Origin of the sequence: Aeromonas rivipollensis (assembly GCF_037811135.1) — a bacterium.
GTDB classification, from domain to species: Bacteria; Pseudomonadota; Gammaproteobacteria; order Enterobacterales; family Aeromonadaceae; genus Aeromonas; species Aeromonas rivipollensis.
In genome coordinates, this window is the sequence record NZ_CP149130.1 from 2,363,968 (window position 1) to 2,375,969 (window position 12,002).

The window sequence follows — 12,002 nt, forward strand, 5'->3', positions numbered from 1 at the left end:
GAATAAAGGCCCCTTGGGATGTCGCAAATGGGGCCTGCCCTGCGGGATGCGCCCCGTGGATAATGAAGGGGCACAGTTCACCCCCCAGAGGCCCTATGAGCAAATACCAGTTCTTCCGTCAGGGACAGGATCCCGCCAGCGTCACCTTCTTGCTGATGTCTTCCCCCTCTTTTTTACCTGAAAAGGCACAACTGCTGGAGCAAGGCTTCGAGGTGGTGGGGGATTATATCGACGCAGCCAACGAGAAAGAAGCGCTCGACAAGTTCAAGAGCGGCATGATAGAGCCGCTCGCGGAGTACACCAAGGCCAGTGAAGAAGGAGGACTTTACTACTTCATCTCCGGCCTGTGGGAAGCGCTGAGCAAACACATCAGAGGTGCCAACCCGCCCCGCTGAGAGGCTCTATCATGACGGGCCGCCAGCGCGTCCCCGTCAAGCAGAGGGCCTGTTGACCTTGCGACAGGCCAGCGTCTGGCACTCTTCGCTGCGGGCATTCACTGGATGATAAGGAACGGGCCCAAGGGCCCGTTCTTATTGATGGAAAAGCCCATCTGGGTCACTCCAGCTGCTGGCGCAACATGAACTTTTGCACCTTGCCGGTAGAGGTCTTGGGCAGGGGGGTGAAGATGATGCGCTTGGGGGCCTTGAAGTGGGCCATCTGCTCGCGACAGAACGCGATCAGCTCCGCCTGGCTGAGCACCCTGCCCTCCTTGAGCTTCACGAAGGCGCAGGGCACCTCCCCCCACTTCTCGTCCGGCATGGCGATCACCGCGGCCTCGTCCACGTCCGGGTGGCGATAGAGCACGTCCTCTACCTCCAGGCTGGAGATGTTCTCCCCGCCCGAGATGATGATGTCCTTGGATCTGTCCTTGATCTCCACGTAACCGTCCGGGTGCCATACCGCCAGATCCCCGCTTCGAAACCAACCTTCCGCCATCGCCTCTTCGCTCGCCGCCGGGTTCTTGAGGTAGCCCTTCATGACGATGTTGCCGCGCAGGAAGATCTCCCCCAGGGTCTTGCCATCCCGGGGCACAGGCTCGCCGCTGACGGGGTTGGCTACCCGCATCTCTCCCTGCAATGGAGAGGCCACCCCCTGGCGCGCCTTGAGCCGGGAAAGTGCAGTGGCATCCTGCCCCTGCCAGCTGCGCTGAGGCTCGCACACCACGCAGGGGCCATAGGTCTCGGTGAGGCCATAGACATGGGTCACGGCGATCCCCATGGCCTCCATGCCGGCGATCACGGTGGCAGGCGGAGCGGCCCCCGCCGTCATCGCCTTGATGGGGTGATCGAGCCCCAGTTTCAGGGCCGGATCGGCGTTGTTCAGCATGTTGAGCACTATGGGGGCGGCGCAAAAATGCGTCACCCTGTGCTCGTGCAGCGCCTCATAGATGGCGGCCGCCTGCACATGGCGCAGGCAAACGCTCACCCCGGCGGTGGCCGCCAGGGTCCAGGGGAAGCACCAGCCGTTGCAGTGGAACATCGGCAGCGTCCACAGATAGACGGGGTGCTTGGGCAGCTCCCAAGAGAGCACGTTGTTGACCGCATTGAGGTGGGCGCCGCGATGGTGATAGACCACCCCCTTGGGGTTGCCCGTGGTGCCCGAGGTGTAGTTCAGGGAAATCGCCTGCCACTCGTCCGCCGGCAGCCAGCCGGGCTCGTCGCCGTTGCCCCCGGCAATAAAGTCCTCGTAGGTCAGCTCGCCGACCAGCTCTCCGTCCCGATAGAGGGGATCGTCGATGGCGATGACCAGAGGCTGGCTGTCAATGAGAGAGAGCGCCTTGCGCACCAGGGCACCAAACTCCCTGTCCACCAGTACCACCCTGCTCTGGGCATGCTGGAAGATGAAGGCCATGGATTCTGCATCGAGCCGGGTGTTGATGGTGTTGAGCACGGCGCCGCTCATGGGTACCCCGAAGTGGGCCTCGAACATGCCCGGGACATTGGGGGCAACGATGGAGACCGTATCCCCCTCGCCAATCCCGCGGCGGCGCAGGGCCGAGGCGAGCTGGCGACAGCGTTGTTCGGTCTGGGCCCAGCTCTGGCGCAGAGGGCCGTGGATCAGGGCCGGGTAGTCGGGATAGACCCGGGCCGCCCGGGCCAGAAAGCTCAAGGGGGTCAGGGCCTCGAAATTGGCGGGCGTCTTGCCAAGGCCAGTCTCGTAGATGTGCGGCTTTGTCATCGGGTTCCTTCCTCATATGGGCACAAAGCGGGGGAGTCTCGCGGATCACGGCGCACGAGGCACTTGGCAGGCGGCGGATCCTGATACCCGATGAGGGTACCAAGGGGGCGCACGCCCAGGTATTAGCGAAACGTCTTAAGAGGTTGCGCCCCTGCCCCAGACTCTCGCGACGCCATTGCTCCACCTTTTGTCGCCAATCACAGACGCTCCCTTGCCGGGGCCTTTTTTGGCGCAGCCAGTCTCTGTCGCACCCAAAGGGCCATTGCCTTGAGCCCGGAGACAAAAATGCCAAGAATGAGCCCAGGCCCCAAGGGCAGTCACTGTAAGGAGAAAAGAGATGAACACATCCATGTTGGCAGGTATCGGGATCGGTGTGGCCTCTGCACTGGCATTGTCGGCCGCCGCCAGCGGATCCCTGTTTTCATCAGAGCCCCAGTTTGCCGAGGTGCTGACCAGCAAGCCGGTGACCGAGACCATCAAGACCCCGCGCCAGGAGTGTCGCAACGTCACCGTCACCCACCGCAAGCCGGTGCAGGATGAACACAAGATCCTGGGCACAGTGGTCGGTGCGGCCCTCGGGGGCGTGGTGGGCCACCAGTTCGGTGGCGGCAGCGGCAAGAAGGTCGCCACCGTCGCCGGGGCCGCCGCCGGTGGCTACGCCGGCAACCAGGTGCAGGGCAACATGCAGGCGGGGGACACTTACACCACCACCGAGCAGCGCTGCAAGACGGTACAAGATAGCAGCACCCGCACCCTGGGCTATGACGTCACCTACCGCCTCGCCGGTCAGGAAGGGGTAGTGCGAATGGAACAAAAACCCGGCCCCACCATCCCAGTCAAGGATGGCAAGCTGGTACTGAGCAACGCGCAGGGTTGATACTCCGTTAGGAGCGCCCCGCCATGGAGAAGGCCCACCCGACGCGGTGGGCCTTTTTCATGGTGCCGGGAGTTCCGGTGGCCATCCATGCAAAGAGTCATGTGGAAAACCCCTACAATTCAAGAAAGTAGGTTTCATAAGCTCCCCTTTCTCGCACTTGACCCGCCCTAATCCTCCTATACTCACCCTGTTTGCGTTTTATCTTGACCACGACAACTGGCTGACTAAGATGTTTCCGATTGCCAGCCTGCGGTATAACGGTTTGAATATGTCAAAGATATCAAGTACATCGCCTCTATTGCATGTCCGCTTTGGCGACTTCGAACTGGATGAACGAAATGCGCGGCTGCTGCGCCATGACCACACCGTTTCCCTCTCCCCCATCCCGTTCAACCTGCTATGCACCCTGGTCCGCGAGCATGGCCTGCTCCTGAGCAAGGATGAGTTGCTCGATCGGGTATGGGGCCACCGTTTCGTGAGCGCCTCCGTCCTCAAGGGGGCCATCAGCGATATCCGCACCCTGCTGGGAGACGATCCCCGCCAACCCAGCTTCATAGAGACAGTCTCCCGCCGCGGCTACCGCTTCATCTGTCCGCTGCTCCCCCAGGAGGCCGGTTGCCCCTCCGTCACGCCTGTCCCCACTTCGCTTCCGATGACGCAACAGTCGCCCTCCTTGGGGCTGTTTGTCGGGCGGGAGGAGGCTCTGGTGCGCTTGCAGGAGGCCTGGCTGCGGGCCACTCAGGGCCTGCGTGCCATCGTCTGGGTCGCGGGGGAACCGGGGATCGGCAAGTCAACCCTGATCGCGCACTTTTGCGCCGGGATCCCCCATGGCCTCTGGGTTAGGGGGCAATGCGTGCAGTTGCACGGGGCGGGTGAGCCCTATCTGCCGGTGCTGGAGGCCATCGCCGAACTCTGTCGTCGCGATGAGGAGGCTGTCTCGCTGCTGCGCAGCGTGGCCCCGACCTGGCTGCTGCAACTGCCCTGGCTCTGCTCCCAGGCGCAGCGCGAAACCCTGCTGCATGAACTGGTCGGCGCCCACCCCCAGCGCATGCTGCGGGAGATGAGCGAGTTTCTGGATCGCTATACCGAACGGCGGCCGCTGCTGCTGATCACCGAAGATCTGCACTGGGGCGATCCCTCGACTCTCCAGCTCATCGACTACCTTGCCCGCCGACCCGGTCACAGCCGCCTGATGTGGCTGGGCAGCGTCAGACCGGACGAGCCCCTCGCCACCGATCATCCGCTCCACGCCCTCAGGCCGGCGCTGCTCGGGCAGGGTCTGAGTGAGGAGATAGGGCTGCTCCCCTTCAGCACCCAGGAGGTGGCAACCTATGTGAGCGAACGGATGCCGGCCATGAAGGCCGCCCCCGGGCTTGCCCTCGCCCTCCATGAGCGCACCGGCGGCGTCCCGCTGTTCGTCGCCGCCCTCGCCACCGAGGTGATGAGCCGGACCACTCATGGGGACGACACCGAGCCCGCCAGCCTGGTTCGCCGGGTGCTGCCCGAGACCCTGGGTGCCCTGATCGATCACCATGTGGCCAGACTCCCCGAGCCGCGGCGCCAGTTGCTCGCCGCCGCCGCCGTGCTGGGTACCCGGGTCCATGTCGACACCCTGGCTCGGGTGCTGGATTGCAGTCTGATGGAGATGGCACAGCGGTGCGAGGCGCTGATCCGGGAGCGGCTCTGGTTGATGGCGCCAGCCCCGAGCGAGGCGGCGGAGGGGGCCAGCGGCTGTGTCCTGTTTCGCCATCAACTGTTTCGCCAGCGCCTCTATGATGGCCTCTCATCCCCCCTGCGCGGAGCGCTGCACGGCAAGATAGGGAGCACCCTGGAGGCGCTGCGCGCAGGGGGCCAGGAGGTGACCGCCGCCGAGCTGGCCATGCATTTCGACCGTGGCCACGCCCCCATGAAGGCCCTTGGCTATTATGCCGAGGCCGCCGAGGCCGCCCTGCTTCACCTCAGCCCCGCCGAGTGCATGAGCCTGACCGCCCGGGGGTTGACCCTCATAGAGCAACTCCCCGAGAGCCCGTCACGCCACGGCCTGGAGATCACCCTGGCCACCCTGCGTGGCGCGGCCGCCTTCCATGCTCTGGGGGCCGGGGAGCAGGCCCGCCAAGCCTACCAGCGGGCCGCCGACCGGCTGGCCGGGGTGCCGGCTCACCCCATTGCCGGTCTGGTGCTCCATGGCCTGGGTTTCCTCCATGACCTGCGCGCCGAATACCCAGAGGCTCTGGCGGTCGCCGCCCGTGCACGCGCCCTCGCCGTCGCCCAGGCGGATCCCCTGCTGATCCTGGCCGCCTGTACCGTGCAGGGTCAGGCGCTCATGATGCAGGGCCACCATGACGCGGCCAGAGAGACCCTGGAGCAGGCCCTGCCGCTGCTCGAGCAGGCACAGGCCGGGGCCGAACACGACCTCATCGGTTTTATCGCCGATCCCCAGGCGACGGTACTGGCTCTGCTGAGCCTCTCCCTCGCCCAGCTCGGCCTGTTTGCCCAGGCCCGGGAGCGCCTGGCACAGGCCTATGCCCGCGCCCACCGGCTGGCCCAGCCGATGGCGCTGATGATCACCCTCTGGTGCGATGCCCTGTGCGGGATCCGGCTCGGCGATGTGGCACGGGTGGCGGCCCTGGCCGGCGAGATGCGCGCCCTGGTCGATGAGTTTGCCCTCGTCCAGGGCCAGGCGCCCTGCCGCTGGTTCCAGGGGTGGGCTGACACTCGGTGGGGCCAGCCCCGGGAGGGGGCGCACCAGATCCGGCAGGCCTATCTGGACAACAGGGCACTGGGGATGGTATCCGGGGGCAGCGAGACTCTGGGCTACCTCGCCGAGGCCCTGGTGCTGCAACAAGAGTGGCGCCAGGCGCAGGAACAACTGGATCAGGCGCTCGCCCTGGTGCAGCGTCATGGTGAACGCATTGCCCTGCCACAACTGCTGCTGCTCCAGGGGGCGATCGCACAGGCCGCCGGCGATACCCAGGCTGCCGCCACCTCGGCCCGTCAGGCGTTCGAGGAAGCCCAGGCCCAGGGCACCCCCTGGCTGGCCTTGCTGGCGCTGGTCACCCTGTGCACATACCAGACTCCGACCCGGGCCGAGTGGGACACCCTCGCCACCCTGACGGCCCAGCTCGCCGAGGCGGGGGATACCCCCCTCCTCGCCCGGGCAAATTGCCTTCTCGCCAGCAGGCCAACAGCCAGATGATCCCCGGGTGCCGGCCGTAACGCGGCCCCACCCTGCTCCACTTTGAGCCCTGGAGCCCCGGAGCCCGCCATGCTCCATCATCTTACTGCCGGGGTTGCGACCCGTGCTCACCGGACGGCACCGGGGCAAGAGACGCCATCAGGGCGCTCCATCAAGCCCTGGGACGCCCCGGACACGCACTCCTCCAGCCAACCCCATAGCGCCTTGTCTTTGCTCCCGCCCTGAGGCACCTCTCCCCGGCGGCCTCCCCCCTGTCATGAGCCGGCGCTGGCCCCCTCTGCCCGCGAAAAGGGGCCCGACCCATTTCCGACCAAAGCCTGACCGCTTCCTGACCCCTCACGAGGCGCGCCTTGCTACGCTGACCATCCTGTTTCGCACCATGGACGACGCGAGTATGACCCTGTCTCCAGCCCCCTTCTCTTCCGGCAGAGTGCCCGACGAGGATGGCGGTGCACCGCATCCTTGCTCCGGCCTGGCGGCGGGCGAGCCAGCGATCACCCGCCTCCCGGCGAAATGCCCCCATCTCTGCCAACCAACGAGGAATTGTCGTGAAACGCTTCGTCACCGCGGCCAGCGCCGCCACGCTCACTGCCCTGCTCTGCGCATGCTCCGAGCCGCCCCCCTCCACCAGTGCCTTGAGGCCGGTGAACACCCTGGCACTGCACTACGACAGCCTGCGCAACAGCCACCGCTATTTCGCCTCGGTCGCCTCCCGCTATGAGGTCGAGCAAGCCTTTCGCATTGGCGGCAAGGTGCTGGATCGCAAGGTCGATGTCGGTCAGGTGGTGAATGAGGGCGATGTGCTCGCCGTGCTCGATGATGCGGATTACCTGCTCGCCGAGGAGGCCGCCCGCCAGCGCCTGGATGCGGCCAATGCCGCCGCCTGGCAGGCCGAAGCCGACTGGCTGCGCCTCAAGGCGCTCAAGAAGAACGGCTCCGTCAGCGCCTCCCACGAGGAGCAGGCCCACAGCACCCTGCGCACCGCCAGGGCGGCGGCACAGGCCGAGGCTCGCCAATTCGAACTGGCCCGCAACCAGGTCAACTACACCCAGCTGCGAGCCCCCATCAGCGGCGTGGTGACGGCGCTGCACATGGAAAAAGGCCAGGTGGTGGCCGCGGGTCAACCCGTCATCACCCTCGCCAGCGAGGGCAAGCCTGAGGTCGTGGCCGACATTCCCGAGAACCGGCTGGCCGAGTTCAAGGCGGCACGCTACAAGGCGTCGCTGGCCACGGCGCCGGAGCGCTATTTTGCGGTCGAACTGCGCGAGCTCTCGGCCCAGGCCTCGACGCAGACCCGTACCTACCGCGCCCGTCTCAAGCCGGTCGAGCCGAGGCAGTTGCCACTGGGGGCAACCGCCACCCTGATCGCCGAGCACACCGATGGGGACACCCGGGTCGCGACCCTCCCCGCCACGGCCCTGACCCAGGAGCAGGGAGCGCCGGCGGTCTGGACGGTACAGCAGGAGGGCAAGGGGAACACAGGCACCGTCAAGCTGGTCAAGGTGACCATCCAGGGCTATCGCAGCGACGAGGTGCTCGTCTCCGGTCCCGCCGAAGGGGCCCTCGTCGTCACCGCCGGGGTGCAGAAAATGGCACCGGGGCTGAAGGTCGCTCTGCCCGCCGCCTCCCCCTCTGCCAGTGAGGAAGTGATCCGATGAAGGATTTCAATCTCACCCAATGGGCGCTGAGCCACCGCGCCGTGGTGCTGTTCCTGATCCTGCTCATCACGGTGGCGGGCACCCTGGGCTTTGGCAGGCTGGGCCAGCTGGAGGATCCCAACTTCTCGGTGCCATCCATGACCGCCATGGTGGTCTGGCCCGGCGCCACGGCGCAGCAGCTCCAGGATGAAGTGCTCAACCGCATGGAGAAGAAGTTCGAGCAGCTCGATCACTTCGAGAAGATCAAGACCTTCGCCCGCCAGGGGTTCGGCGGCATGCTGATCACCGTCAAGGGGGGCACCTCCAAGGCGGATCAGCAGGAGGCCTGGTACCAGGCGCGAAAGAAGTTCAGCGATCTCGAGCTCGAGCTGCCAGAGGGGGTCGTGGGCCCCATCTTCAACGACGAATTTGGCGACGTCTACGGCCTGATGTACGCCATCAAGGGGGACGGGGTCAGCCTCGCGGATCTCGCCGATCAGGGGGAGACCATCAAGCGCCGCCTGTTGAAAGTCCCCATGGTCAAGAAGGTGGATCTGCTCGGCAAGCAGACGGAAAAAGTCCATATCGAATTCTCCCACGAACGCCTAGCGGCGCTGGGCATCCAGCCTGTGCAGATCATGGCGGCCCTGAAGAGCCAGAACGCCATCCTGCCGGCGGGCTCCCTCGATACCGCCTCCGACCGGATCCATGTGCGGATCAGCGGCCAGTTCCGCAGTCTCGACGACATTCGCAACCTGCCCATTGCCGCAGGCGGACGCCTGATCAAGCTCGGCGACTTCACCACTGTGCGCCGGGGCTATGAGGATCCCCAGACCTACAGCATCCGCCACAACGGCCAGCAGGTGCTGATGCTGGGTCTCTCCATGACCAATGACGGCAACATAGTCCAGCTGGGCGCGGCGCTTGAGACCGTCATCACCGAGATCCAGCACGAGCTGCCCTACGGTGTCGAGCTCGAGCAGGTCGCCGACCAGCCCACCACGGTCAAGGAGGCGGTCTGGGACTTCGAGCGCTCCCTGGTGGAGGCCCTGGTGATCGTCGTCATCGTCAGCCTGCTGAGCCTGGGTTGGCGCACCGGCATAGTGGTCGCCCTGTCGGTGCCCCTGGTGCTGTGCATGGTCGCCATCTTCATGCTGGGGACCGGCTGGAATCTGGAGCGGATCTCCCTGGGGTCGCTCATCATCGCCCTGGGCCTGCTGGTGGACGACGCCATCATCGCCCTCGAGATGATGGTGGTGAAGATGGAAGCGGGCTGGGACAAGGTCAAGGCCGCCTCCTACTCCTATCAGGCGACCGCCATGCCCCGTCTCTCCGGTGCCCTGATCACCGCCGCCGCCTTCATGCCGGTGGGTTTCTCACAGTCCACCACGGGGGAGTACGCCGGCGGCATCTTCTGGATCGTCGGCGTGGCGGTGATCTTCTCCTGGCTCTGCTCGGGCCTCTTCACCCCCTACCTCGCCGTCAAGATGCTGCCGGACCGACTAGGCCATCACCATGGGGATGCGGGCCCTTATGACACCAAGGGCTATCGCAAGCTGCGTGGCTGGATCCAGCAGGCCATCGCGCGCCGCTGGCTGGTCATCGGCGTCACCTTCGGGGCCCTGGTGCTGGCCGTGCTGGCGGTCAAGCTGGTGCCGCAGCAGTTCTTCCCCAACAGCACGCGCCCCGAGCTCATCGTCGAGCTGCGCGTCAAGGAGGGGGCCTCGTTCGCCGCGACCACAGCGCAGGTCAAGGGCCTGGAGCAGGTGCTGACCAAGGACGAAGACGTGCGCTTCTACACCGCCTACACGGGGGCCGGCGCGCCGCGCTTCTACCTCTCCCTGGATCCCGAGATGCCCAACCCGGGCTATGCCCAGTTCGTGGTGATGACCCGGGATCTGGAGGCCCGTGAGCGCGTGCGTTCGCGCCTGATGGCCATGGCCAGCGAGCGGTTCCCCCAGGCCTGGGTGCGCGTTACCCGCCTCGAGCTCGGGCCACCGGTGGGCTTCCCGATCCAGTACCGCATCGTCGGCGCCGATACCCAGGTGGTGCGTGCCATCGCCCGCAGGATCGAACACCTGGTGGCGAGTCATCCCCAGGTGCGCGACGTCCAGCTCGACTGGAACGATCCGGTGCGCGCCCTCGGGGTCGAGCTCGATCAGGAGAAGGTGCGCGCCCTGGGGCTCTCCCCCGCGGAGGTGGCGATGGCGACCCAGTCCCTGATGCAGGGGGTGACCCTGACCCAGTTGCGCGACGGCGAGGAGCTGATCGACGTAGTCGCCCGCGCCATTCCCTCGGAGCGACTCGACGTCGAGACCCTGAAGGACGTCAACCTCTACACGAGCCAGGGCACAGTGGTGTCACTGTCGCAGATTGCGACCGTACGCCATGAGCTGGAAGAGCCTGTGCTGTGGCGGCGCAACCGTGACATGGCGATCACGGTGCGGGCCGACGTGGTGGACGGCGCCCAGGCGGTCTCCGTGACCCAGGCCATCACCCCCCTGTTCAAGGAGATAGAGGCGACCCTGCCCTCCGGTTACCGGATTGACGTCGGCGGCGCGGTCGAGGAGAGCAACAAGGCCAACGAGGCGCTGATCGCCGTGGCCCCCGTGATGCTAATCACCATCTTGCTGATCCTGATGCTGCAACTGCAGAGCTTTTCCCTGATGACCATGGTGCTGCTGACCGCGCCCCTCGGGATGATCGGGGTGGTGGCCGCCCTGCTGCTGTTCCAGGCGCCCCTGGGCTTTGTCGCCATCCTCGGCATCATCGCCCTGTGCGGGATGATCATGCGCAACTCGGTGATCCTGATCGACCAGATCCAGATAGAGACCGCCAGTGGCCGGGATCCCTGGAGCGCCGTGGTCGAGGCGGCCGTGATGCGGGCCCGCCCGGTAATGCTGACGGCGGCGGCCACTGTGTTGGCCATGATCCCCCTGACCCGCAGTGTCTTCTGGGGCCCCATGGCCATCGCCATCATGGGGGGGCTGACCATCGCCACCCTGCTGACCATCTTCTTCGTGCCCTCCCTCTATGCTGCCTGGTTCCGGATCGCCCCGGTCAAGGAGACCGGGCGCACCCTGGCGCAGGCCGCTGGCGCAGAGGAGCGAGCATAGTGAACAAGGGACGCACAGCGCTGATGCTGACGGGGCTGCTGCTGAGCGGCGCCAGCCAGGCCATGGAGGGCACCCTGACCCTCACGGTGGAGAACGACGTCTTTACCGGCTCCGACAACAACTACACCAATGGCGTGGGGATCGCCTGGGTATCTGGGGACATAGATCCCGATGACCAGGGTGCACTCGGTCAATGGACCCGGCTCTGGTCATTTCTGCCGTTCGTGGCCGATGAGGGCTATTCCACTTATGCCTCCTGGGCCCTGGCCCAGGAGATCAACACCCCGGACGACATAGGGGAACCCCATCCCGATGTCGACGATCAGCCCTACTCAGGGGTGCTGGTGGTCGACAGCACTCTCTATGCCCGCAGGTGGGACTGGAGCCACGCCTGGCAGCTCAAACTGGGGGTTGTGGGCCCCGCCTCCCAGGCCGACGACACCCAGCGGGAGTTCCATCGCCTGATCGGGGCCGACAAGCCGCAAGGCTGGGATACCCAGCTGCCGAACGAACCCATCGTCAACCTCAACTACACGGTGGCCCACCTCGCCGCCGCCGGACACACAGCCGCCGAGCTGGAATGGCGTCTGGTGCCCCTCGCCACCGCCGGAGTCGGCAACTATTTCACCGGAGCCGGGGTCGGTCTCTATGGCGAAATAGGCTGGGATCTGGTGGATGCCCTGGGGGTCACCGCCCTGCGCTCCGGCCTCAATGCCGCCTCCACGGTCGGCATTGCGCCGCAGAATCGCTGGTCGCTGTCGCTCTTTGGCGGCGGCGGCGCCTACGGGGTCGTTCACTACCTGCCCCTCGACGGCACACTGTTTCGCACCAGTCACTCCGTCGATTCCGAGCCCGTCATCGGCATGGGCTCCTTCGGCTTCTGCCTGCGGCGGGGCAAGTTGACCCTGGGGTTCGCCCGCACCTTTTTCACCGAGACCTTCGACACCCAGCGAGAGCAGACCAACTTCGGCACCCTGAGCCTGTCATGGGTGCTGTGA

The 12,002-nt window shown here is 65.9% G+C and carries 7 protein-coding genes; 6 read left to right on the top strand and 1 reads right to left on the bottom strand.

The genetic code is table 11. The features are described from left to right. Positions 1-95: 95 nt before the first annotated feature. Entirely contained in the window at positions 96-395 is a 300-nt protein-coding gene (locus WIR04_RS10760; RefSeq protein ID WP_338886793.1) for a hypothetical protein, read from the top strand. Between the two features lie 160 nt (positions 396-555). Here WIR04_RS10760 and WIR04_RS10765 read toward each other — a convergent pair whose 3' ends face one another. Further along, positions 556-2,178, bottom strand: a complete 1,623-nt coding sequence (locus tag WIR04_RS10765) for an acyl-CoA synthetase (RefSeq protein WP_338886795.1) — start codon at positions 2,176-2,178, stop codon at positions 556-558. A gap of 349 nt (positions 2,179-2,527) precedes the next feature. On the opposite strand from WIR04_RS10765, the gene WIR04_RS10770 reads away from it, so the two are divergent. The 5 genes from WIR04_RS10770 (at position 2,528) to WIR04_RS10790 (ending at position 12,002) form a co-directional block, all read left to right on the top strand. Continuing rightward, positions 2,528-3,055, top strand: coding sequence for a glycine zipper 2TM domain-containing protein (locus WIR04_RS10770; RefSeq protein ID WP_420883464.1), 528 nt, complete (start codon positions 2,528-2,530; stop codon positions 3,053-3,055). Positions 3,056-3,323: 268 nt separating this feature from the next. Beyond that, positions 3,324-6,251: an AAA family ATPase gene (locus WIR04_RS10775; protein WP_338886799.1), complete on the top strand. Its 2,928-nt coding sequence runs from the start codon at positions 3,324-3,326 to the stop codon at positions 6,249-6,251. A 548-nt stretch (positions 6,252-6,799) separates the two neighbouring features. After that, entirely contained in the window at positions 6,800-7,909 is a 1,110-nt protein-coding gene (locus tag WIR04_RS10780; protein ID WP_025326917.1) for an efflux RND transporter periplasmic adaptor subunit, read from the top strand. Continuing rightward, a complete protein-coding gene (locus WIR04_RS10785) occupies positions 7,906-11,004 on the top strand; it encodes an efflux RND transporter permease subunit (protein WP_338886801.1) in 3,099 nt (1,032 codons plus the stop codon). Before WIR04_RS10780 ends, WIR04_RS10785 begins: the two co-directional genes overlap by 4 nt. Beyond that, positions 11,004-12,002 (top strand): lipid A deacylase LpxR family protein, encoded by a 999-nt coding sequence (locus WIR04_RS10790; RefSeq protein ID WP_338886803.1) that lies wholly within the window; start codon positions 11,004-11,006, stop codon positions 12,000-12,002. The genes WIR04_RS10785 and WIR04_RS10790 overlap by 1 nt, the downstream gene beginning before the upstream one ends.

What these genes read in the sequence shown, in the direction of transcription:
- WIR04_RS10760 (WP_338886793.1), top strand. Translation starts at nt 96, where the DNA reads ATGAGCAAATACCAGTTCTTCCGTCAGGGACAGGATCCCGCCAGCGTC.
- WIR04_RS10765 (WP_338886795.1), bottom strand. Translation starts at nt 2,178, where the DNA reads ATGACAAAGCCGCACATCTACGAGACTGGCCTTGGCAAGACGCCCGCC.
- WIR04_RS10770 (WP_420883464.1), top strand. Translation starts at nt 2,528, where the DNA reads ATGTTGGCAGGTATCGGGATCGGTGTGGCCTCTGCACTGGCATTGTCG.
- WIR04_RS10775 (WP_338886799.1), top strand. Translation starts at nt 3,324, where the DNA reads ATGTCAAAGATATCAAGTACATCGCCTCTATTGCATGTCCGCTTTGGC.
- WIR04_RS10785 (WP_338886801.1), top strand. Translation starts at nt 7,906, where the DNA reads ATGAAGGATTTCAATCTCACCCAATGGGCGCTGAGCCACCGCGCCGTG.